Here is a 21,124-nt window from a genome sequence, read left to right as displayed (position 1 = left end):
GCTCATCCTTCGACTCCGCTTCGCTACGCTCAGGACGAACGGGGTTGAGGTCCGTGCCTTTGCCGGCCGGCGAGAATGGCCATCCTCGCGCACGATCGGATGTCCTCCCCCGGCTAAGCTAACCCCGTGTCCGAGCCCGACCTCCCCCGCGCCTCCACGCCAGCCACCGCCCGTGTCCGCTTCCGCTGGGCGTGGTGGCTGCTGGCCTATGCCAGTCTCGGCCTGGGCCTGGTCGGCATCGTCGTACCGGGGCTGCCGACGGTCCCGTTCGTGCTGCTGTCGGCCTTCGCTGCGGCTCGCGGATCGCAGCGCCTGCACGACTGGCTGCTCTCACACCGGCAGTTCGGGCCGATGATCCGCGACTGGCAGGCGCACGGCGCGGTCAGCCGCCGGGCCAAGTGGCTGGCGGTATCGATGATGTCGGTCTGCGCGGTGATCATGTTCCTGACCGCTCCGCGCGCTTGGATGGCCGCGACCGGCACCGCGATCATGGCCGTGGTCGCGACCTGGCTGTGGCGCCGGCCCGAACCGCCGCGCTGAACCGCGGCATCGCGCTTCGTTTCGCCGCATGACGCGGGCTACACTGCGGGCATGAATGCACGTACCGCTCTGCTGTTGATCGCGTTGCCGCTGGCGCTGGCCGGGTGTGGCAACAAGGGCCCGCTGGTGCTGCCGCCCAAGCCGGTCGAAGTCGATCCCTCGACGCTGCCACCCGAGGGCGCCGAGACCACGCCGGCCGAAGTCCCCACCGACGAGCCGGCCGACACCACGCCGCCGCCGCCGGCCGATGCCGAAGACAAGACCGGCAACGAACCCAAGGCGGACACGCCTCCGTCCGGTGGCAATGGCTGATCCCGCGCGCACCATGGGACTGTCTTTCACCAAGATGCACGGCGCGGGCAACGACTTCGTCGTGATCGACCTGCGCGACGGCCGGCCGGCGCCCGATGCCGCGCTGTGCCGGGCCATCGGCGACCGCCATACCGGCGTCGGCTACGACCAGCTGCTGACGGTCGAGCCGCCGCGCACGCCCGGAGCTGTGGCGAGCTACCGCATCTGGAACTCCGACGGCTCGTCCTCTCAGCAATGCGGCAACGGTGCCCGCTGCATCGCTGCATGGCTGGTGCGCGACGGTGCGGCCGAGGGCGACGGGCTCCTGCTCGACAGCCCGGCCGGCACTCACGCCGTGACGCGTCTGCCCGACGGCTACTACCGGGTGGTGATGGGCGTGCCCGATTTCGTGCCCGCGCACGTGCCGTTGCGGGGCGTCGATGCGGTCGAAGGCGAGTACGTGCTCGCGGTCGATTCCACCGTCGTCAGCTTCGGTGCGGTGTCGATGGGCAACCCGCACGCGGTGATCGAGGTCGAGGACGTCGCCAGCGCGCCGGTCGCGACGATCGGTCCGCTGCTGCAGGTGCAGCCGGCGTTTCCTGAATCGGTCAACGTCGGTTTCGCCCAGGTCGAATCGCCTGGTCGCGTGCGTCTGCGCGTGTACGAGCGCGGCGCCGGCGAGACGCTGGCCTGCGGCAGTGGTGCCTGCGCCGCCGCCGCGGTGATGATGCGACGGGGCAAGGTCGGGCGCGACGTCGTGATCGCGTTGCCCGGGGGGGAGCTGCGCATCGAATGGCCGTCCGACGACGCGCCGTTGTCGATGTCGGGGCCGACGGCATTCGTATTCGAAGGGGAGTGGACCGCATGACAGAGATCCAGGAAAAACTGGGCGCGCACGAAGTCGCGACCTGGCTGCGCCGTCACCCGCGCTTCCTGCAACAGTTCCCGGACCTGGCGTTGAGCCTGGTGGTGCCGCGTGAGGAAGGCTCGGCGTCGTCGCTGGCCAGCTACCAGCTGGAAGTGCTGCGCGACAAGAACCGTGAACTGACGCGGCGCCTGCAGGAGCTGTTCGGCAACGCGCAGGAGAACGAGCGGCTGTCGGTGCGCACGCACCAGCTCACGCTCGCGCTGATGCGGCAGGGCAGCGCGGCCGACACGCTGCGCGCCATGGCGGCAAGCCTGGCCGAAGACTTCAACGGCGACCTGGTGCGGCTGGTGATGTTCGCGCCGGCGGAAGGCCTGGAAGATGCCGACTGGCTGCAGGTCATTGCCGCCGACGACGGGCGCCTGGCGCCGTTCCGCGACTGCCTGGCCGACGGAGAGCCGCTGTGCGGCCGCCTGCAGCCGGAAAAGCACGCACTGCTGTACGGCGTGCGCGCCGAGGACGTGCAATCGTCCGCGTTGCTGCCATTGCCCGGCATCGGCCTCATCGCCGTCGGCAGCCGCGATCCCAACCGCTTCTTCCCCGGCATGGGCACGCTGTTCCTGCGCATGATGGGCGAGTCGCTGGCGACCGCGCTGAAGAGGTATGCGGCGTAACGCCATGACGGCTGCGGAAGGCAGCGGCGCTTCGGAGGACGAGGCGCCCCGCGTCGCTGCCATCGAGGATTACCTCGCCCGCATCGTCGTCGAGCGGCGCATGTCGGCGCATACGCTCGACGCCTACCGGCGCGACCTCGCCGCGCTGGCCTCGTGGGCAGCGAAGCAGGGCAACGACGTCACCGCGCTGCACGCCGAACAGATCCGCGCGTTCGTCGCCGCCGAACACCGTCGCGGACTTTCGCCCAAGAGCCTGCAGCGCCGGCTGTCGGCGTGCCGGAGCTTCTACGGCTGGCTCGTGCGCCAGGGTCGTCTCGCCTCCAATCCTGCCGCGGTGATCCGCTCGCCGAAGGCGCCTCGCAAGCTGCCGCAGGTGCTCGATCCCGACGAGGCCAAGGCGCTCGTCGAAGTGCCGACCGACGCACCGCTGGGCCTGCGCGATCGCGCGCTGCTGGAGCTGTTCTATTCCTCCGGCCTGCGCCTGTCCGAGCTGTGCGCGCTGCGCTGGCGCGATATCGATCTGCAGGACGGACTGGTCAGCGTGCTTGGCAAGGGCAGCAAGCAGCGCAGCGTGCCGGTCGGTTCGCACGCTCGCGCTTCGCTGTCGGAATGGCGCTCCTCCACCGGCGCGGCCAACGATGCGCACGTGTTTCCCGGACGCGGTGGCGGCGCGATCACGCCGCGCGCGGTGCAGTTGCGCATGCGCCATCTCGCGCAGCGGCAGGGCCTGTTCAAGCGCGTGCATCCGCACCTGCTGCGGCATTCCTTCGCAAGCCACATCCTGGAATCGTCGGGCGACCTGCGCGGCGTGCAGGAACTGCTCGGCCATGCCGACATCGCCACCACCCAGATCTACACGCACCTGGACTACCAGCACCTGGCCAAGGTGTACGACGCGGCGCACCCGCGCGCGAAGCGCAAGCCATAGTGTGTAATCCCTTCTCCCGCTTGCGGGAGAAGGTGCCCGAAGGGCGGATGAGGGCGCTTCTGCCGCGTTGCCGGCCGCCGCCCTCACCCCAACCCTCTCCCGCAGGCGGGAGAGGGGCTCCGTCCTGGTGCCTTGAAGGTGGTCGGCACGGCCCCACTTCGTTGGGAACACCCCGGAGGTCGCATGGACCCGAGTCAGAACCCGAACGTTTTCCACGCCACGACCATCGTGTCGGTGCGCCGCGACGGCCGCGTTGCCGTGGCCGGCGACGGCCAGGTCACCCTTGGCCACACGGTGATGAAGGCCAACGCGCGCAAGGTGCGCCGCCTCGGCCGCGACGGCCAGGTGCTGGCCGGTTTCGCCGGTGCCGCGGCGGATGCCTTCACTCTTTTTGAACTGTTCGAGGCCAAGCTCGAAAAGCACGGGCAGCTGACCCGCGCCGCCGTCGAACTGGCCAAGGATTGGCGCACCGAGCGTCGCCTCGGCAAGCTCGAAGCGCTGCTCGCCGTCGCCGACCGGGAAACCTCGCTGATCATCAGTGGCACCGGCGACGTCATCGAGCCGGAGGACGGCATCATCGCGATCGGCTCCGGCGGCATGTACGCGCTGTCGGCGGCGCGCGCGCTGATCGCCCACACGCAGCTCGACGCACGCACGATCGCGACCGAGGCGATCAACATCGCCGGCGACGTCTGCATCTACACCAATCGCAACGTCGTCATCGAAGAGCTTTGACGCATACCCCCTCTCCCGCATTGCGGGAGAGGGTTGGGGTGAGGGCGATTCCGCGCTTGCCCTCATCCGCCCTCCGGGCACCTTCTCCCGCAAGCGGGAGAAGGGCACTTAATAGACGATCAATCCCCCATGCCCATCAAGCCCGACACCAGCAACACCACCATGACTCCGCGCGAGATCGTGCAGGAGCTCGACCGCCACATCGTCGGCCAGCACGCCGCCAAGCGCGCGGTCGCCATTGCCCTGCGCAACCGCTGGCGCCGCATGCAGCTGCCGCCGGAACTGCGCAACGAGGTGATGCCCAAGAACATCCTGATGATCGGCCCCACCGGCGTCGGCAAGACCGAAATCGCGCGCCGCCTGGCGACGCTGGCCAATGCGCCGTTCGTGAAGGTCGAGGCGACGCGCTTCACCGAGGTCGGCTACGTCGGCAAGGACGTCGAGCAGATCGTGCGCGACCTCGCCGACACCGCGGTCAAGCTGTATCGCGAGCAGGCGAAGCAGCGGGTGCGCACGCAGGCCGAGGAACGCGCCGAGGAGCGCATCCTCGACGCGCTGCTGCCGCGCCGCAGTGCCGCGCCCAACACCGTGTTCGGCTTCAATGCCACCGAGGCCGCGAAGGACGAGCCGTCGGCGCAGTCGGCCCAGGAGAACGAAACCCGGGCCAAGCTGCGCAAGCAGCTGCGCAGCGGCGCGCTCGACGAGCGCGAGATCGAGATCGAGGCCGCGGTGAACGTCGGCGTCGACATCATGGCGCCGCCGGGCATGGAGGAAATGGGCCAGCAGCTGCGCCAGATGTTCTCGCAGGTGGCTGGCGCCAAGACCCATCGCAAGACCATGACGATCAGCACCGCGCGTTCCCAGTTGACCGAGGAGGAAGCGGGCAAGCTGGTCAACGAGGACGACGTGCGCGAGGCCGCGATCGAGGCGTGCGAGCAGCACGGCATCGTCTTCATCGACGAGATCGACAAGGTCGCCAAGCGCAGCGAGAACATCGGCGGTGGCGACGTCAGCCGCGAAGGCGTGCAGCGCGACCTGCTGCCGCTGGTCGAAGGCTCCACCGTCAGCACCAAGTACGGCGCGGTGAAGACCGACCACATCCTGTTCATCGCCTCGGGTGCGTTCCATCTCGCCAAGCCCAGCGACCTGATCCCGGAACTGCAGGGCCGCTTCCCGATCCGCGTGGAACTGGGTGCGCTGACCAAGGACGACTTCGTGCGCATCCTGACCGAGCCCAAGGCGGCACTGACCACGCAGTACGTGGAGCTGCTGAAAACCGAAGGCGTCACCGTCGAGTTCACCAGCGACGCGGTCGAGCGCCTCGCCGAGATCGCCGCGCAGGTCAACGAGCGCCAGGAGAACATCGGCGCGCGCCGCCTGCACACCGTGCTGGAACGCCTGCTCGACGTGCTCAGCTACGAGGCCCCGGACCGCGGCGGCCAGGCCGTGACCATCGACCGGGCCTACGTCGACTCGCACCTGGGTGAGCTGGTTCAGGACCCCGACCTGAGCCGTTACATTCTGTAAGCGGTTACATCGCCAAGCGCACGCCACCAACGGCCCGCCACGCAGCGGGCCGTTTTCGTTCAGGCGTTGCGATGCGCGTCCCATTCATACCCGCTCGCCGGGTTTGTTCGGCAGGCATACAGGCTTCCCGCCGCCGGTTCAGGGCAAAATAACGAGTTCTTCACGCCCAACCTGCGCCAGCCGCGCAGTCGAACCCCGGCCCAGGAGCCTCAATGACGTTGCATGTTTTTGCACCGCGAAATGCGGTGGTGTTGTCGTGCGTATCGCCGCGCAAGCGCGGCCTCGTGATCGCTTGCGGATTCGCGTTGCTGGCATCCGCCGCGGCGCAGGCCCAGGAAGTTGCCACCACCGACTCCGCCCAGACGCTCGACAAGGTCGTCGTCACCGGCATCCGCCACAGCATCGAAACCTCGGTCGAAACGAAGAGCGAAGCGACCTCGATCGTCGAGGCCGTGTCGGCCGAGGACATCGGCAAGCTGCCGGACATCAGCATCGCCGACTCCATCGCGCGTCTTCCGGGCATCGCAACGCAGCGTGTCGATGGTCGTTCGCAGGTCGTCAACATCCGCGGCATGTCCGAGCAGTTCGTCGGCACCACGCTCAACGGCCGCGAGCAGGTCAGCACCGGCGACAGCCGCGGCGTCGAACTCGACCAGTACCCGGCCGAGCTGATCAACGCCGTCACCGTGTACAAGACGCCCGACGCGGCGCTGATCGGGCAGGGTCTGTCCGGCACGGTCGACCTGCAGACGATCCGTCCGCTGGAATACGGCGAGCGCCGGATCGTGGTCAGCGGCAGCGGCGAGAAGAATTCCTTCGGCGACCTGAGCGCCGACTCGAGCGACACCGGCTATCGCGCCAGTGCTTCCTACGTCGACCAGTTCGCCAACGACACCGTCGGTGTCGCCATCGGCATCGCGCGCCTGGACTCGCCGTTCCAGGAAAAGCACTACAAGGCGTGGTGGTGGGCCGACACCGACGCATGGGGCGCGCCGCAGGACGGCAAGCCCGCCGGCGCGGTGGCGCTGCAGGGCAGCGAAGGCTGGATCAAGTCGCACGAGCTGAAGCGCGACGGCGTCATGGGCGTGGTCGAGTTCAAGCCGAACGATACCTGGCACAGCATCCTCGACCTGTACTACTCACGGTTCGACCAGGACGAGAACATGCACGGGGCGATGTGGACCAACGACCCGTGGTGGAACGCGGACGAGAACGGCGTGGGCGCGGTCAGCTACAGCAACATCGTCACCACCGACGTCGACGGCGTTCCGGTCATCACGCGCGGCGTCCTTAACGGCGTGCAGCCGGTGGTGCGCAACGACAACAACACCCGCGACGACAAGCTGTACGCGGCGGGTTGGGCCAATACCTTCACCTGGGGCAGCTGGTCGCTGCTGGCCGACCTGAACTACTCCAAGGCCGAGCGCGAGCAGTCCACGCTGGAGACCTACGCCGGTCTGCTGGGCCCGCAGAGCATCGGCTTCGAGCTGTCGCCGGGCCAGGGCTTCAATCAGTACGCGCTGCCGGACCTGTCCGATCCGTCCAGCGTCCACCTGTGGGACCCGCAGATGTGGGGCCATGACGGCCGCCTGGAGAACTCGCGCCAGGAGGACGAGATCAAGGCCGCGCGCCTGCAGCTGACGCACCAGATGGAGAACTCCGACTGGATGCGCAGCTACGACGTCGGCGTCAACCTCAACCGCCGCACCAAGGAGAAGGTGTCGCAGACCTATTTCGCCGACCTGCTCAACGACCGCGCGCCGGCGACGGTCGATCCGGCGCTGCTGATGTCGCCGACCTCGCTGGGTTTCGTCGGCATGGGCAACCTGCTCAGCTACAACGCGCGCGACCTGCTGTCGCGCTACTACGACGTGCGCCTGAGCGAGAGCAACGACGACCTGCGCAAGGACTTCACGGTCGATGAGGACGTCGACACGTTCTACCTCCGCGCCAACCTGGACATGGACCTCACCGAGCGCGTGCGCCTGCGCGGCAACGCCGGCGTGCAGTACGTCCACACCGAACAGTCGTCGACCGGCTTCAACGCGACCAGCGACGCGATCGTCGGCGCACAGACGCTGGGCGCGTCCTACGGCGACATCCTGCCGAGCCTGAACCTCGTGGCCGACTTCGGCGACGGCTGGATGGTCCGCTTCGGCGCGGCCAAGGAGATGATGCGTCCGCCGATCAACTACCTCAGCGCGGACAGCTCGGCCAGCGTCAGCGAGATCACCAACGAGTGGAGCGGCGGTGGCGGCAATCCGCTGCTGGAGCCCTATCGCGCCAACTCCGCGGACATCTCGTTCGAGAAGTACATGGGGCCGGCCAGCTACATCGCGCTGGCGCTGTTCTACAAGGACCTGGAGAGCTACATCTACCAGGACAACATGCCGTGGGACTTCAGCGGCTATGACCCGGACGGAAAGACGCCGATCTCGGACTTCGGCACGTTCTACACCTGGAAGAACGGCACCGGCGGCTACATGCGCGGCGTCGAAGTCAGCACCACGCTGGCCGGCGACCTGTTCTCGGACGCGCTGACCGGCTTCGGCCTGCAGCTCAACGGTTCCTACACCGAGTCGTCCATCGACCCGGACGGCCCCGACCTGGGCTCCAGCACAGACACGATCCCGGGCTTGTCGAAGGTCGTCGCCAACGCGACCTTCTACTACGAGAACCACGGTTTCGCGGCCCGCATCAGCGAGCGTTACCGCGACAAGTACCGCGGTGAGTACAGCTCGCTGTTCGGCCAGCGCCAGTATCGCTACACCCTCAGCGAGAAGACCGTCGACCTGCAGCTCAGCTACGACTTCGCCGAGACCAGCCGTCTGAGCGGTCTGTCGTTGTTGTTCCAGGTGAACAACCTCAACAACGAACCGTTCCGCACCGAGGCCAGCGAGTCCACCGGCACCGGGATCTTCCTGCCCGAGGAGTACACCGAGTACGGTCGCCAGTACCTGATCGGCTTCAGCTACAAGATGTAAGGCCGGCAGCCGGCCGGGCTTCGACCCGGCCAGCCACTGTGGGCTAGACGTTTCCGCCGGGGACGCCGGACGCTGTCAGGTTTTTTGCCTTCGGGCAGACTGCCAACGGCAGACCCGACGGATTCGCCTATGGACAGTGCCGCCGCCACCCGCTCCACGCTCGCGCCCGCGTTGCCGGACGCGAGCCCGTCGCCTCCGGCGGCGGGCGGCGCCATCGTCCGTCCCAATGTCGAGGCGGTGCTGCACGACCACGGTCCGATGCTGGCGCGTATCGTCGGCAGCTACGAAGGCGAGCGCGCACGCCGCGAGGACCTGCTGCAGGAGATCAGCCTGGCGATCTGGCGCGCGCTGCCGAGCTGGCGCGGCGAGGCCTCGCTGCGCACCTTCGTCGCCCGCGTCGCCCACAACCGCGCGATCGATGCGTTGTCGCGGCAGCGTCGGATCGAAGAGGAACTCGACGACGAGCATCCCGATCCGGGCGACGATCCGCTGCGGCATGCCGAAGCGCATCAGCGCCGCAGCAACCTGCTCGAAGCGGTACGGCGACTGCCGCTGGGACAGCGCCAGGTGGTGGTGCTGGCGCTGGAAGGCTTCTCGTTGCGCGAGATCGGCGACGCGCTGGCCCTGGAGGAGAACACCGTGGCGCAACGGCTGAGCCGCTCGCGCCGGCAACTGCGTGACTGGCTCGGAGAAACCGCATGAACGACCTCCAGCACGACTGGCAATCGCTGGGCGAGGAATGGCGGGGCCAGGACGCGCCCGGCATCGACATCGACGCGCTCCGCGCTGAGGCGGCAAGGCGCGGTACGAAGCTGAAACTCGCGCTCGGCCTGGAAGTGGCAACCTCGATCGCGGTCGTGGCGGCACTGGCTGTCATCATCGGGCGCGGGACGGAGCCACGCCTGTTCAACGCGCTGTGCGTCGTCATGACCGTGGCGGTCGTCGCGTTCCAGGCGTGGTCGCTGTGGATCCGCCGCCGCCAGTTGCGCGACGAAGGCCTCGACGCGGCTGCCCTGCTGGCGCTGGAAAGCGAGCGCGCCCGCACCTCGCTGCGTTACTGGCGTTATGGGATGTGGGTGGGTCTGGTGTTGTGGCTGCTCACCTGCGCGGTCGGCGTGACGCTGGCCTGGCAGGCCGGAGCAAGCGAACTGGGCAGGCTGATCGGCGGCATGACCGGAGGCTGCATCGGGCTGGTGTTGTCGGCACTGACGGCCTGGTACATCACCCGCAAGGCACGCGCGCGGCTGCTCCAGTTGCGCGCGCTGCAGGACGAACTCGGCGACGGCTGAGTTCGTCCACCCGCACGCTCGGTTACTGGCTGGCGGTGCTCCGCCGCCGCTGCGTGTCCTCGACCAACAACTCGCGCGCCGCCCGTTGCAGTTCGTCGATACCCACCTGATCCGGGGCACGTCCCAGCCGCGCGGTGAGGTCGGACACCACGCGCTTGTTGGCATAGGTGTGCGGCGAATCGACGTTGTCGCTTTGTGCGGTGACCATGTAGCCCAGCCGCTTCGCGCTGACCTCGCGCGCCTGCACCAGCTCGACCAGCTTCGCGCGGTACTCGAGTTCCCACGGTTTGATGCCGGGGAATGCGTTCTGGTCGGCGAAATGCTGGGTTTCGTGGCCGAGGAACACCACCCGGAACGCCTCGCTGTCCAGCCCCTCGGTGTAGCTGGGCACGATGGCGTACAGCGCTTCGGCGGTGGCCCAGCCGCCGTTCGAGCCGCGCCCGCAGCGGGCATAGCCGCTCCAGCCACGGCTGACGAAACCGTCCAGCAGTTCCACGCGTGCGCGGTGCCTGCCCTCCGGCAGTTCGACGTCGTAGTAGCGGGTTTCCTGCTTGCGCCACAGCATCAGTTCGCGCAGCGGCATCGTCATGCCGAGCTGGGAGTGGTAGCCGCGGTCGAGCAGCGCCTGCTGAAGCACGGGTTCCAGCGTGTCCATGTCGGTGGTCCCCGCTGCGGCATCGCCCAGCCGCTTGCGCAGCGTCGCGTACAACGTGGCCTGCAGCGCATCGCGTTGCGAGGGCTGTTGCAGTGCATGCCACCAGTAATCCTGGTAGGTGGCGTAGATGTCGCGCACGAAAGCATCGTCGGCGGACCGCGTGTCCAGTTCCGGCGTGGTGCGGCGATAGCGGCCGATCATGCAGGCGCGGTAGCCGGCGTCGGCACCAATGAAGCCGTCGGCGGGACTGCGTTCGAGCGCGGCCACCGCGCGGTCGCTGTCGCCCTGCAGGATGGCGCTGGTCGAGTCGGCGATCGCGGTGGTGGCCTCAGGCGTCGATGCCGGGGCGGGCGGCGCTGCCGAGGCGGCGAAAGAGGCGAGGAACAGGCAAAGCAGGACGGGGCGGGCAATGCGCATGGGGGAGTATCCGCGCGGTCACGGGACCGGCTTCGCAGGCATTAGCGCATTGCGGCAGTGGCGGCGTCTTGAACGCAGTTGATCTGCCGGCGCAAGCGACCGGGCGGCTGGCCGGTCATGGCGCGCACGGTGCGGGTCAGGTGGCTCTGGTCGGCGAAGCCGCTGCGCGCGGCGATGTCGGCCAGCGACGCTCCACCGGCCAGCAGCGCCAGTGCCTGGCGACTGCGCAGTTCGCGGCGCAGGGCCTGCGGCGCCATGCCATGCGTGCGCAGGAACGTGCGGCTGGCGTGCTCGCACGACACGCCGGCGTGGCGAGCAATCTGCTCGATCGGCGCGTCGCCGTGCTGCAGTTCGTGCAGGAACCCGGCCTGCCACGCATGCAGCAACACCACCTGCTCGCTGCTGGATGCCTCGATCAGTGCCAACAGTTCATGCGGGCCGCGCAGGAATACCGCTTCGGCGTCGGATCGGCCGGGCACGCGCAGCACCTGCAGTGTTGCCGGTTCGCCGGACTCGGGCAGGGCCAGGTTGACCACGCGTGCGCCGAGGTGGCCGAAGCGGTTGCCATGCGCGTGGTAGCGCGGATGCAGCACCAGCGTGCCCGGCGTGCATTCGACCGGGCCGTCGGCGCTGGCCTCGACGTAGCTGCCTTCCAGCACCAGCGCCGCGTACGCCGGTCCGTGCCGGTGCGTGCGCAGCGCATCGCCGGAGGCGTGGCGGGTTTCGTGGTCGACGTGGTCCTGCATGCGGCGATGGTGGGCGCCTGCCGGTGCCGGCTCATGGGGCAGAAGTCATTCGCCCGGATGCCGTTCAGTCTTCGCCGATGTCCTCGTTCCAGACCTCGGGGTGCCCGGCGATGTAGCGGCCGAGCATCTCGATGCACTCGCCGTCCTCGAGGTCGATCACGTTCACGCCGTTCTCGCGCAGCCAGTCGATGCCGCCACGGAAGTTGACCGATTCGCCGACCACCACGGTGCCGATGTTGAACTGCCGCACCAGGCCGCTGCAGTACCAGCATGGCGCCAGCGTCGTGACCATGATCGTGTCGCGGTAGCGGCGCTGGCGTCCGGCCTTGCGGAACGCGTCGGTCTCGCCGTGCACCGACGGGTCGTCCTCCTGGATGCGGCGGTTGTGGCCGCAGCCGAGCATGCGGCCGTCGCGGTGGTACAGCGCCGCGCCGATCGGGATGCCGCCCTCGGCCAGGCCCAGGCGGGCTTCGGCGACCGCGGTGGCGAGCAGGGCGCGGTAGTCGGGTGTCGCGATCGTGGTCATGGAGTCATCCGTGGGGGCTGCTCGCGCCGGCGCGGCGCAGCATGTCGATGTGGGGAATGCCGTCCTCGACGTAGGGTTCCGAGGACGGTTCGAAACCGTGGCAGCCATAGAACTCCTGCAGGTGCGACTGCGCGCCGATCTGCACGTCGGCACCGGGCCACCGGCGTTCGATTTCCGCCAGCGCTGCCTGCAGCATCGGGGCGCCGAGGCCGCGGCCACGCCAGTCCGGCGCCGTCAGCACGCGTCCGAAGCTGACCTGCGGATAGCTCAGGCCGGCCGGCAGGATGCGCAGGTAACCGGCCAGCGAACCGTCGTCCGCGATGCCGAGCAGGTGCACCGCTTCGGGGTGCCGGTCCTTGCCGTCCGGGTCGAGGTAGACGCAGTTCTGTTCGACGACGAAGACCTCCGAGCGCAGCTTCAGCAGCGCGTACAGGGTGTCGATGTCGAGATCGCGGAATGGCCTGGCCAGCCATCGCACCGCGGAAGGAGAGGCGGCCGGGTTCATGCCGCCATGATGCCAGCACGCGGGATCGTCGAGGCGCTCAGCGTTCCTTCGCTTCCGACGTGTCGACGTCGACCACCACCGACATGCCCGGACGCAGCCGCGACGCCAGGGGCTGGCCCGGATCGATGGACACCTTCACCGGGATGCGCTGCGCGATCTTGACGAAGTTGCCGGTGGCGTTGTCGGCCGGAAGCAACGCGAACTCGGAACCCGCCGCGGGCGAGATCTCCTGCACATGCCCGTTGAGTTTCTGCCGGCCGAGCGCGTCGACGGTGAAACGCACCGGTTGGCCGATGCGCACGCGCTCCATCTGCGTCTCCTTGAAGTTGGCGATGACCCAGAACGTGGCCGGCACCAGCGCCATCAGCTGCGAGCCGTTGGTGACGTAGGCGCCTTCCCGCACCAGGATCTGGCCGAGCTGGCCGTCGCGCGGCGCTTCAATGCGCGTGTGGTCGAGGTTGATCTGCGCGAGCTGCACCGCCGCCTCGGCGCCGGCGACCGACGCTTCCAGCGCGGCGTGATTGACGCTGACGCTGCGCACGCTCTGTTCGGCCGCATCCACGGCTGCGCGCGACTGGTTGACTCCGGCGACGGCCTGGGCGTTGGCGGCGAGCGCCGTGTCCAGGTCCTGAGCCGACAACAGCTGATCGCGTGCGAGGCGGTCGGTGCGGCCCAGCGTCGCCGCGGTGCGCACGTGCAGGGCATCGTTGCTGGACTTGGCGGCGCGGCTCTGGGCGACGTTGGCCTGCGCGCTGCGCAACTGCTGCGTCCAGTTGTCGAGGCTGGCGTGCGCGGCCTGCAACTGCGCACGGGCCTGGTCGACCTGCTGGCGGTAGATGCGGTCGTCGATCTGCACCAGCAGCTGGCCCTTGCGGACGCGCTGGAAGTCCCGCACCGGCACCTGCATCACGTAGCCGCTCACCTGCGGGCTGATCAGCGTCACCTGGCCGCGCACGTAGGCGTTCTCGGTGGATTGGATGGCGCTGCGGAACGGCGGCAGCCGCCAGGCGTACAGCACCACCAGCGCACCAATGACGGCCACCGCGGCGAACGCGGCAATCTGCCAGCGCGGACGCGGCGGCAGCACCGGCGGCGCGGCCGGCGCCGGGGCAGGCGGAGCGGTGGGGGTCGGCGTGCTCATGCGGCACTCGCGGCGGCCGCGAGCCGCTCGCGCCTGGCGTACAGGCGGGCGCGCGTGGCGACGTAGGTCAGCCAGATCATCGTCATGAGCGCGATCGCGGCGATGGCGAGGTACACATCGTTATAGGCAAGCACATTCGCTTCGCGTGAAGCGGCTGCTCCCAGGGCACGCACGCTGGCGGCATTGCGCAGGGCCGGGTCGGTCAACGCCGGGGCGTAGCCGCCCAGCGCCGCCTGGATGCGGCCCACGACCTGCGGGTCAAGCAGCGTCAGGTGCTCGACGAGCTGGCTGGAGTGGTACTTCTCGCGGATCACCTGGAACGTGCCGAGGAACGCCGAGCCGATCAGGCCGCCGACGTTGTTGGCGATGTTGAACATCACGAAGAAGCTGATCAGGTTGCGTGGCTGGGCGATGACGCTGCCGACGCCGGCGATCAGTGCCGGCGCGAGGAAGAACGTGCTGCCGAAGCCGATCAGGAACTGGCTGAACATCAACTGCGCGGGCCGGGTCAGGTTGTTGGAGAACGCATCCATCAACGCGCCGGTCATCACGCAGCCCAGCGCGATCAGGGCCGGCAACCGCGTCAGCACCGGACGCACCGTCATCGCGCTCACCGCGATGCCGAGCAGGCAGCCCATCAGTACCACGGTGAAGAGCCCGCGCATCTCGTCGTTGGTCAGCCCCATCGCCTGCAGGAACCCGACCGCGCCGACGCTCTGCTCCGACAGTGCCGTGCGCAGCAGCACGATCGCGATGCCCAGACGCAGCATCAGACCGCTACCGAGCCAGCGCGTGTTGATCAGCGGATTGGCGCGGAAGTGCTCGACCGCGATGCCGGACACCACCAGCACGATGGAGATTGCCAGCGACCAGCCGAGCCACGGCGCCTCCAGCCACCACTCAATGCGGCCCAGCGACAGCACCGCGCACAGCAGCGCCATGCCGACCGACAGCAGCGTGATGGTGACTGCATCCAGCTTCTCGAACACCTGGTAGCGGTCGCCCGGCGGCAGCCTCAGCAACAGCACGCCGCCCAGCGACAGCAGCGCCAGGCCGAGTTCGAACAGGTACAGGCCGCGCCATTCGCCGTATTCGAGCAAGCTGCTGGAGATGACGCGCGCCAGCGGCGTGCCGAGCTGGCTCAGGCCGATCCCCAGCGCCAGCGCGCGCAGGCGGTGCTGCGCCGGTATCGCCTGGATCATGTAGAACACGCCGAGCGTGGTCAGTGCGGCGCCGACGATGCCGTGCGCGGCGCGCACGCTGATGGCCGAACCCAGGCCGTGCACGAACAGGTGCGCGAACGTCACCAGCGCGTAGACCACCAGGCTGATCTCGGTGAAGAGGCGCAGGCCGAATTGCTGGCGGAACTTGATCAGCACCAGGTTGGCCGAGACGTTGGTCATCACGTAGGCGGCCGGCAGCCACGCGATTTCGGCAGCGGTCACGCCCAGGGCGCCCTGCAGCTGCAGCAGGTTGGTGGTGACCATCGCGTTGCCGAGGCTGCCGGTGATGGCGACCAGCGCGCCCACCACGGCGAACGCCCAGCGCAGCGGCACCGGGTGGTCCGGCGTCGACGGCGAGCCGGGGAACTGCGGCCGTTCGTGCGGCAGCCATTCGCGGGAGGCGTACGGGATCATCGGCGGGCCTGCAGTGCCGGACCGGCCATCAGCCTCGTCCCCGCATCGGGCGGAGACTTGTACGTTGGTGCGATAATCCCGGCATGAGCGAATCCAACCACTCCAAGCCCGGCACCACCCATTTCGGCTTCCGCGACGTGCCCACGGGCGAGAAGCAGAAGCTGGTCGGCCAGGTGTTCTCCTCGGTCGCCAGCAAGTACGACCTGATGAACGACCTTATGTCGCTGGGCGTGCACCGCGTGTGGAAGCGATATTTCGTCGCCACCGCGCAGGTCAAGCGCGGCGACCGCGTGCTCGACCTGGCCGGCGGCACCGGCGACATCGCCCTGCTGCTGCGCGACCGCGTCGGCGAAGCGGGCAGCATCGTGCTCGGCGACATCAACGGCGAGATGCTGCGCGTCGGCCGCGACCGCATGACCGACATGGGCAAGGTCGCCGGCTTCGAGTACGTGCAGATGAACGCCGAGAAGCTGCCGTTCCCGGACGGCACTTTCGACCTGGTCACGATCGCCTTCGGCCTGCGCAACGTCACCGACAAGGACGCCGCGCTGCGCGAGATGCACCGCGTGCTGAAGGTCGGCGGCCAGGCGCGCGTGCTGGAGTTCTCGGAAGTGAAGGCGGACTGGTTCAAGCCGATCTACGACTTCCACTCGTTCCAGGTGCTGCCCAAGCTCGGCAAGCTGTTCGCGGGCGACGCCGACAGCTACCAGTACCTGGCCGAGAGCATCCGCAAGCACCCCCCGCAGGACGAGCTGAAGGCGATGATGCAGGCCGCCGGTTTCGCCCGCAGCGACTACCGCAACCTGTCCGGCGGCATCGTCGCGATCCATACCGGCTACAAGGTCTGATGGCCTGAACAGGCCGGCCAGCACGGCCGGCCCCGCCGCACGGCGGAAATGGACATGCGTCGCCATCTCGGCCCCGGGCCGAGGCGCTAAACTCGCCCGCTGACCTGCACTCACTGGGCCCACGCATGCGTTATTCGATCCTGTCCCTCTGCCTGGCCGCCGCGCTCGCCGCCGGTTGTTCCCGCGACGGCGCGACGCCGTCCGCCACCGCCGACCAGAGCGCCGCCGCCGTGACCACCGCCGACCAGACGACCTCCGCAAGGCCCGACGAGTACTCGTACGCCGAGCCCGGCAAGGTCCGCATCAACGACCTCGCGCTGGAGCTGAAGGTCGACTTCGACAAGAAGGAACTGGCCGGCAGCGCGACCTACACGCTGGACTGGACCGATCCCAAGGCCACCCAGCTCGACCTCGACACGCGCGACCTCACCATCGAGAAGGTCGTCGGCGAACGCAGCGACGGCAAGTGGGCCGACCTCAAGTACACGCTGGCCGCCAAGGACGAGAAGCTGGGAAGTCGGCTCACCATCGATTCCCCCGCGCGCAATCCGCGCATCCGCGTGACCTACCACACCTCGCCGGAGGCTTCCGGCCTGCAGTGGATGACGCCGGAGATGACGCAGGGCAAGAAGACGCCCTTCATGTTCAGCCAGTCGCAGCAGATCCACGCGCGTTCGTGGGTGCCGCTGCAGGACACGCCGAGCGTGCGCTTCACCTACACCGCGCACGTGACGTCGCCGCAGGACACGATGGTGCTGATGAGCGCCGACAACGATCCGAAGGCGGCGCGTGACGGCGATTACACCTTCAAGATGCCGCAGAAGATCCCGTCGTACCTGCTGGCGATCGCCGCGGGCGACCTGGTGTTCCAGCCGATCAGCGGCCGCGCCGGCGTGTGGGCCGAGCCGGGCATGGTGAAGAAGGCGGCCACCGAGTTCGCCGACACCGACAAGATGATGCAGACGGCCGAGCGCCTGTACGGCCCGTACCGCTGGGAACGCTACGACATCCTGGTGCTGCCGCCGTCGTTCCCGTACGGCGGTATGGAGAATCCGCGTCTGACGTTCGCCACGCCGACCGTGATCGTCGGCGACAAGTCGCTGGTGTCGCTGGTCGCGCATGAACTGGCGCACAGCTGGTCCGGCAACCTGGTGACGTTCTACACGCCGAACGACAGCTGGCTCAACGAAGGTTTCACCAGCTACGTCGAGAACCGCATCATCGAGGACCTGTACGGCAAGGAAGCGGCCGACATGGAGAAGGTCATCTCGCGCAACGAGCTGGCCGCCGAATACAAGGAAATCGATCCGAAGCTGCAGGCGCTGGCGCTGCGTCCCGGCACGCTGGCCGATCCTGATGGCTCCAGCGCGTCGACCAACTACACCAAGGGCGCGTGGTTCCTGCAGTTCCTGGAGGAGCGTTTCGGCCGCGAGACGTTCGATCCGTTCCTGAAGGAATACTTCAACCACTTCGCGTTCCAGTCGATCCCGACCACGAAGTTCATCGAGTACGCCAAGGCCAACCTGCTCGACAAGAACCCGGGCAAGGTCACCGAGGCCGAGATGGACGCCTGGATCTACGGGCCGGGCGTGCCGGACAGCGCGCCCAAGACGGTGTCGCCGCGCTTCGACGCGGTCGATGCCGCGCGCAAGGCCTTCCTCGACGCCGGCACTCTGCCGGCGAAGGAAGCGACCGCGAAGTGGAGCACGCAGGAATGGGTGCACTTCATCGACGGCATGCCGAAGACGCTGAAGACCGAGCAGCTCGCCGCGCTCGATGCCGCCTACCACTTCACCGGCACGCCCAACGGCGAGATCGCCCAGCGCTGGTACCCGCTGGCGGTGCGCAGCGGCTACACGCAGGCGAACACGGCCGCAGCCGAGTTCATCACCCGCGTCGGCCGCCGCAAGCTGATCATGCCGACCTACAACGAACTGGTTAAGACGCCCGAAGGCCTGAAGCTGGCCGAGGACACCTTCGCCAAGGCTCGCCCGGGTTACCACCCGATCACCACGACCTCGGTCGAGGAAGCGATCGCCAAGGCCAAGGCCACGGCGGCGGCACCGGCGAAGTAAGCGGCACGCGGTCGTCGCTTTGCTCCCTCCCCTGCGTGCAGGGAGTGAGGACGGCCGTTTGCGAGCCATTGGCTCGCGGCCCGACGAACGCCCGACGGCCAAGCCGTCGGGCCGGACAGGAGGGGTAAGCCTTTGCTTCTTCGCGCCAGAGGATCGGGTGTGTTTCGACGCGGCTTGCGCATCGTCATCGTCATCCTCGCGATCGCGCTGGCCGCGGCCGCGATCCTGCTCTGGCGCGACCCGTACTCGCTGGTGCGTGCCGAGTTCGCCCGCCAGCGCGTGTCCGCCGGTCTGTCGAAAGAGAGTGTCGTCGTCGGCGATCACCGCTGGGTGTATGCCTACAGCGACGACGCACCGGCCAATGCGCCGACGGTGGTGATGCTGCACGGCTTCACCGGCAGCAAGGAGAACTGGTACCTGGTCGCGCAGCGCCTGCGCGGCCATTACCGCCTGCTGGTGCCCGATCTGCCGGGCTGGGGCGAAAGCCAGCGGATTGCCGGCGCCGACTACGGTTTCGCCGCGCAGAGCGCACGCGTCGCGGCGTTCATCGACGCAATAGGCGGGAAGCAGCACGGCGTCGTGCTGCTCGGCCACTCGATGGGCGGCGGCATCGCCGCGCTGGCTGCGGCGCGGTATCCACGCGACGTCGCCCGTGTCGGCCTGATCGACGCCGCCGGCGTGCGCTTCGCCGACAACCGTTTCGGCGAGCAGGTGCTGGCCGGACACAACCCGTTCGCCGTCAGCGACGCGCAGACGCTGGAGCGCTATCTCGGCACGGTCTTCGTGGATGCGCGCGTGCGCCCGGCCATGCCGTGGCCGGGCGCAGACATCTACATCTCGCACCGGCGCGGCGAGGCCGCCTTCGAGCAGGGCGTGCTGGATCGCATCGGTCGCGGCCCGGAAAGCTTCCTGCCGGGCGAGGAAGCCGCCAAGATTCACCAGCCGGCGCTGCTGCTGTGGTGCCGCCAGGACGCGGTGATCGATGCGAGCGCCCTGGACCTTTACGCGCGGCAGATCCCGCAGGCGAGCCGAGTGCTGCTCGACGGCTGCGGGCACATGTCGGTGATGGAAAAACCCGATGCGGTCGCGCAGGCCGTGACGACGCTGATCGAACAAGGACAACCCAGACGATGAACGCCCCTCTTCGCACCCTTCGCCCGCTGGTGCTGTCGCTCGCCGCCGCGCTGGCACTGTCGGCCTGCGGCCCGGCGCAGGATCCGGAAGCCGCCGCCAAGGCGCAGCGCGCCGCGACCGAACAGGCCGCGAGCGAATACGCGCGCGCGTTCGAGACTGAATACGGCAAGCAGAACTGGGAACTGGCCAGCGCGCACGGCGAAGTGCTCAAGGCCAAGTACCCGACCAGCGATGCGGTCGCACGGCTGCAGACGCAGATCGACGATGCCAAGGCCAAGGCCGCCGCCTCACGCGAGGAGCGCCGTCTCGCCGGCCTGTGGACCTACCTGAATCCGCCGGTCAAAGGTGGCGTGCAGTTGTCGGCGTCGATCTATTCGAAGGACCCGGTCGATGTCGACGGCAGCGGCGCGCGGCCGGTGCAGCTGATCTTCCGCGACCACCCCGAATGGGGCCGCAGCAGCTACCTGGTGCTGGAGAAGGGCGACTTCGACTGCTATGGCGGGTGCAAGGTGAAGCTCAAGGTCGACGATGCCGCGCCGAAGCCGGTCGATGCCAGCCGCCCGAAGACCGACGAAGCGATCGCGATGTTCATCGAGGACGAGAAGATGCTGTGGCGGACCGTGAAGGGCGCCAAGCGCATCGAGATCGAGTTCCCGGTGAAGGCGGGGGGCACCCGCATCGCCGTTTACGAGGTCGGCGGACTCGACGCATCGAAGCTGCCGAAGTGGAACTGATCGGCGAACGCTAACGTTGCGTTACGAACGCGGCGTGCCACCGGATCAAGACGGCGTGCACGCTGCACCGCAACGCGGGGAGTAAGCTCGCAAGGCGGCGGCGCGACATCAGAGCGCCGGCGTGGCGGCGTGACGCCGGACGCGCACGCCCGTTCGCCCCAATGCGCATAGGCCGTGAGCGGACCGCGACCATGCCGGGCGGAGGACCACATGCTCTCGCCACGTTTGCACAACCTGCTCGACAACGGGCAGGCGCCATACACCACGCTCAACCACGCGCGCACCATCACCGCGCACGACACCGCGTCAGTGGCCCACATCGAGCCCGAGCATTTCGCCAAGACCGTGATGATCAAGGCCGATGGCCGGCTGTGCATGGTGGTGATGCCGGCCGCCTATCGCGCGGACCTGCATCGCCTCTCGCTCGCCCTGGGTGGTGCTGCCGTGGAGCTTGCCGAGGAAGCGGAGTTCCGCGGTCAGTTCCCCGACTGCGAACCCGGCGCGATGCCGCCGTTCGGTCATCTCTACGGCATGCCGGTATACGTCGACTCGCGTCTAGCGCACCAGAAGATGGTCGCCTTTAACGCCGGCAACCACACCGAGATCGTGCGCATGCCGTATTCGGAGTTCGAACGGCTCGCGGCACCGGAGATGCTCTGGCTTGCGCACATGATGTGAGGCGGCGTTTGCAGTAACCAACGTGCGCACAGGGCGCGCGGTGTGTCATGACGTGCAATGAAAAGCCCCGCCATCGGCGGGGCTTTTAGTTATAGGTGCGAGCGTTTTCGATAGAGAGCATTAGGGCGCGCGAAATGGTTGTGTTCATGCGCAACTGCATCAGTCGAATCCGTACTGCAGATCACATATGCAAAT

At 68.2% G+C, this 21,124-nt stretch carries 21 protein-coding genes; 15 read left to right on the top strand and 6 right to left on the bottom strand.

The features are described 5' to 3' along the window. The first annotated feature begins 126 nt into the window (after nucleotides 1-126). The 10 genes from IU514_RS14205 (at nucleotide 127) to IU514_RS14160 (ending at nucleotide 9,833) form a co-directional block, all read left to right on the top strand. A complete protein-coding gene (locus IU514_RS14205) occupies nucleotides 127-540 on the top strand; it encodes a YbaN family protein (RefSeq protein WP_194931783.1) in 414 nt (137 codons plus the stop codon). A gap of 51 nt (nucleotides 541-591) precedes the next feature. Then, nucleotides 592-852 (top strand): LPS translocon maturation chaperone LptM, encoded by a 261-nt coding sequence (lptM, locus tag IU514_RS14200; RefSeq protein WP_194931782.1) that lies wholly within the window; start codon nucleotides 592-594, stop codon nucleotides 850-852. Continuing rightward, nucleotides 845-1,699, top strand: coding sequence for a diaminopimelate epimerase (gene dapF / locus IU514_RS14195; RefSeq protein ID WP_194931781.1), 855 nt, complete (start codon nucleotides 845-847; stop codon nucleotides 1,697-1,699). The genes lptM and dapF overlap by 8 nt, the downstream gene beginning before the upstream one ends. After that, nucleotides 1,696-2,370: a DUF484 family protein gene (locus IU514_RS14190; RefSeq protein ID WP_194931780.1), complete on the top strand. Its 675-nt coding sequence runs from the start codon at nucleotides 1,696-1,698 to the stop codon at nucleotides 2,368-2,370. The genes dapF and IU514_RS14190 overlap by 4 nt, the downstream gene beginning before the upstream one ends. Before the next feature lie 4 nt (nucleotides 2,371-2,374). Next, nucleotides 2,375-3,298, top strand: coding sequence for a tyrosine recombinase XerC (gene xerC / locus IU514_RS14185; RefSeq protein WP_194931779.1), 924 nt, complete (start codon nucleotides 2,375-2,377; stop codon nucleotides 3,296-3,298). Nucleotides 3,299-3,481: 183 nt separating this feature from the next. Next, nucleotides 3,482-4,033, top strand: coding sequence for an ATP-dependent protease subunit HslV (gene hslV, locus IU514_RS14180; RefSeq protein ID WP_194931778.1), 552 nt, complete (start codon nucleotides 3,482-3,484; stop codon nucleotides 4,031-4,033). Nucleotides 4,034-4,162: 129 nt separating this feature from the next. After that, nucleotides 4,163-5,560 (top strand): ATP-dependent protease ATPase subunit HslU, encoded by a 1,398-nt coding sequence (gene hslU, locus IU514_RS14175; protein ID WP_194931777.1) that lies wholly within the window; start codon nucleotides 4,163-4,165, stop codon nucleotides 5,558-5,560. 212 nt (nucleotides 5,561-5,772) lie between these two features. Beyond that, nucleotides 5,773-8,544, top strand: a complete 2,772-nt coding sequence (locus IU514_RS14170; RefSeq protein WP_194931776.1) for a TonB-dependent receptor — start codon at nucleotides 5,773-5,775, stop codon at nucleotides 8,542-8,544. A 129-nt stretch (nucleotides 8,545-8,673) separates the two neighbouring features. Further along, nucleotides 8,674-9,246 carry an RNA polymerase sigma factor gene (locus IU514_RS14165; protein ID WP_194931775.1) on the top strand — a complete coding sequence of 191 codons (573 nt, stop codon included), beginning with the start codon at nucleotides 8,674-8,676 and terminating at the stop codon, nucleotides 9,244-9,246. Continuing rightward, the gene (locus IU514_RS14160) at nucleotides 9,243-9,833 is read left to right on the top strand and encodes a hypothetical protein (protein ID WP_194931774.1); all 591 of its coding nucleotides are present in this window, start codon (nucleotides 9,243-9,245) and stop codon (nucleotides 9,831-9,833) included. Before IU514_RS14165 ends, IU514_RS14160 begins: the two co-directional genes overlap by 4 nt. A 22-nt stretch (nucleotides 9,834-9,855) precedes the next feature. On the opposite strand, the gene IU514_RS14155 is transcribed toward IU514_RS14160, so the two are convergent. From IU514_RS14155 to IU514_RS14130, 6 genes are all read right to left on the bottom strand, one after another. After that, nucleotides 9,856-10,905, bottom strand: coding sequence for a hypothetical protein (locus tag IU514_RS14155; RefSeq protein WP_194931773.1), 1,050 nt, complete (start codon nucleotides 10,903-10,905; stop codon nucleotides 9,856-9,858). 41 nt (nucleotides 10,906-10,946) lie between these two features. Continuing rightward, nucleotides 10,947-11,651, bottom strand: coding sequence for a helix-turn-helix transcriptional regulator (locus IU514_RS14150; RefSeq protein WP_194931772.1), 705 nt, complete (start codon nucleotides 11,649-11,651; stop codon nucleotides 10,947-10,949). Nucleotides 11,652-11,715: 64 nt separating this feature from the next. Then, nucleotides 11,716-12,177 carry a nucleoside deaminase gene (locus tag IU514_RS14145; RefSeq protein WP_194931771.1) on the bottom strand — a complete coding sequence of 154 codons (462 nt, stop codon included), beginning with the start codon at nucleotides 12,175-12,177 and terminating at the stop codon, nucleotides 11,716-11,718. Between the two features lie 4 nt (nucleotides 12,178-12,181). Beyond that, nucleotides 12,182-12,682 carry a GNAT family N-acetyltransferase gene (locus IU514_RS14140; RefSeq protein WP_194931770.1) on the bottom strand — a complete coding sequence of 167 codons (501 nt, stop codon included), beginning with the start codon at nucleotides 12,680-12,682 and terminating at the stop codon, nucleotides 12,182-12,184. A 37-nt stretch (nucleotides 12,683-12,719) separates the two neighbouring features. After that, nucleotides 12,720-13,823, bottom strand: a complete 1,104-nt coding sequence (locus tag IU514_RS14135) for an HlyD family secretion protein (protein WP_194931769.1) — start codon at nucleotides 13,821-13,823, stop codon at nucleotides 12,720-12,722. Next, nucleotides 13,820-15,460 carry an MFS transporter gene (locus IU514_RS14130; RefSeq protein ID WP_194931768.1) on the bottom strand — a complete coding sequence of 547 codons (1,641 nt, stop codon included), beginning with the start codon at nucleotides 15,458-15,460 and terminating at the stop codon, nucleotides 13,820-13,822. Before IU514_RS14130 ends, IU514_RS14135 begins: the two co-directional genes overlap by 4 nt. An 83-nt stretch (nucleotides 15,461-15,543) precedes the next feature. Here IU514_RS14130 and ubiE point away from each other — a divergent pair, with 83 nt between their 5' ends. The 5 genes from ubiE to IU514_RS14105 all read left to right on the top strand — a co-directional run bounded on the left by ubiE (nucleotide 15,544) and on the right by IU514_RS14105 (nucleotide 20,929). Continuing rightward, nucleotides 15,544-16,308, top strand: a complete 765-nt coding sequence (gene ubiE, locus IU514_RS14125; protein WP_194931767.1) for a bifunctional demethylmenaquinone methyltransferase/2-methoxy-6-polyprenyl-1,4-benzoquinol methylase UbiE — start codon at nucleotides 15,544-15,546, stop codon at nucleotides 16,306-16,308. A gap of 125 nt (nucleotides 16,309-16,433) precedes the next feature. After that, nucleotides 16,434-18,383 (top strand): M1 family metallopeptidase, encoded by a 1,950-nt coding sequence (locus IU514_RS14120; RefSeq protein ID WP_194931766.1) that lies wholly within the window; start codon nucleotides 16,434-16,436, stop codon nucleotides 18,381-18,383. Between the two features lie 159 nt (nucleotides 18,384-18,542). Then, complete coding sequence (locus tag IU514_RS14115) at nucleotides 18,543-19,517, top strand: alpha/beta fold hydrolase (RefSeq protein ID WP_324187845.1); 975 nt, start codon at nucleotides 18,543-18,545, stop codon at nucleotides 19,515-19,517. Further along, nucleotides 19,514-20,251 (top strand): hypothetical protein, encoded by a 738-nt coding sequence (locus tag IU514_RS14110; RefSeq protein WP_194931765.1) that lies wholly within the window; start codon nucleotides 19,514-19,516, stop codon nucleotides 20,249-20,251. The genes IU514_RS14115 and IU514_RS14110 overlap by 4 nt, the downstream gene beginning before the upstream one ends. 210 nt (nucleotides 20,252-20,461) lie before the next feature. After that, a complete protein-coding gene (locus IU514_RS14105) occupies nucleotides 20,462-20,929 on the top strand; it encodes an aminoacyl-tRNA deacylase (RefSeq protein WP_194931764.1) in 468 nt (155 codons plus the stop codon). Nucleotides 20,930-21,124: the final 195 nt, after the last annotated feature.

It is taken from the genome of Lysobacter niastensis (genome assembly GCF_015453285.1).
GTDB classification, from domain to species: domain Bacteria; phylum Pseudomonadota; class Gammaproteobacteria; order Xanthomonadales; family Xanthomonadaceae; genus Lysobacter_J; species Lysobacter_J niastensis.
The sequence above is the reverse complement of the archived record's forward strand: the minus strand, read 5'-3'. Positions and strand labels throughout refer to the sequence as shown.

What these genes read in the sequence shown, in the direction of transcription:
- lptM (WP_194931782.1), top strand. Translation starts at nt 592, where the DNA reads ATGAATGCACGTACCGCTCTGCTGTTGATCGCGTTGCCGCTGGCGCTG.
- dapF (WP_194931781.1), top strand. Translation starts at nt 845, where the DNA reads ATGGCTGATCCCGCGCGCACCATGGGACTGTCTTTCACCAAGATGCAC.
- IU514_RS14190 (WP_194931780.1), top strand. Translation starts at nt 1,696, where the DNA reads ATGACAGAGATCCAGGAAAAACTGGGCGCGCACGAAGTCGCGACCTGG.
- xerC (WP_194931779.1), top strand. Translation starts at nt 2,375, where the DNA reads ATGACGGCTGCGGAAGGCAGCGGCGCTTCGGAGGACGAGGCGCCCCGC.
- hslV (WP_194931778.1), top strand. Translation starts at nt 3,482, where the DNA reads ATGGACCCGAGTCAGAACCCGAACGTTTTCCACGCCACGACCATCGTG.
- hslU (WP_194931777.1), top strand. Translation starts at nt 4,163, where the DNA reads ATGCCCATCAAGCCCGACACCAGCAACACCACCATGACTCCGCGCGAG.
- IU514_RS14170 (WP_194931776.1), top strand. Translation starts at nt 5,773, where the DNA reads ATGACGTTGCATGTTTTTGCACCGCGAAATGCGGTGGTGTTGTCGTGC.
- IU514_RS14165 (WP_194931775.1), top strand. Translation starts at nt 8,674, where the DNA reads ATGGACAGTGCCGCCGCCACCCGCTCCACGCTCGCGCCCGCGTTGCCG.
- IU514_RS14160 (WP_194931774.1), top strand. Translation starts at nt 9,243, where the DNA reads ATGAACGACCTCCAGCACGACTGGCAATCGCTGGGCGAGGAATGGCGG.
- IU514_RS14155 (WP_194931773.1), bottom strand. Translation starts at nt 10,905, where the DNA reads ATGCGCATTGCCCGCCCCGTCCTGCTTTGCCTGTTCCTCGCCTCTTTC.
- IU514_RS14150 (WP_194931772.1), bottom strand. Translation starts at nt 11,651, where the DNA reads ATGCAGGACCACGTCGACCACGAAACCCGCCACGCCTCCGGCGATGCG.
- IU514_RS14145 (WP_194931771.1), bottom strand. Translation starts at nt 12,177, where the DNA reads ATGACCACGATCGCGACACCCGACTACCGCGCCCTGCTCGCCACCGCG.
- IU514_RS14140 (WP_194931770.1), bottom strand. Translation starts at nt 12,682, where the DNA reads ATGAACCCGGCCGCCTCTCCTTCCGCGGTGCGATGGCTGGCCAGGCCA.
- IU514_RS14135 (WP_194931769.1), bottom strand. Translation starts at nt 13,823, where the DNA reads ATGAGCACGCCGACCCCCACCGCTCCGCCTGCCCCGGCGCCGGCCGCG.
- IU514_RS14130 (WP_194931768.1), bottom strand. Translation starts at nt 15,460, where the DNA reads ATGATCCCGTACGCCTCCCGCGAATGGCTGCCGCACGAACGGCCGCAG.
- ubiE (WP_194931767.1), top strand. Translation starts at nt 15,544, where the DNA reads ATGAGCGAATCCAACCACTCCAAGCCCGGCACCACCCATTTCGGCTTC.
- IU514_RS14120 (WP_194931766.1), top strand. Translation starts at nt 16,434, where the DNA reads ATGCGTTATTCGATCCTGTCCCTCTGCCTGGCCGCCGCGCTCGCCGCC.
- IU514_RS14110 (WP_194931765.1), top strand. Translation starts at nt 19,514, where the DNA reads ATGAACGCCCCTCTTCGCACCCTTCGCCCGCTGGTGCTGTCGCTCGCC.
- IU514_RS14105 (WP_194931764.1), top strand. Translation starts at nt 20,462, where the DNA reads ATGCTCTCGCCACGTTTGCACAACCTGCTCGACAACGGGCAGGCGCCA.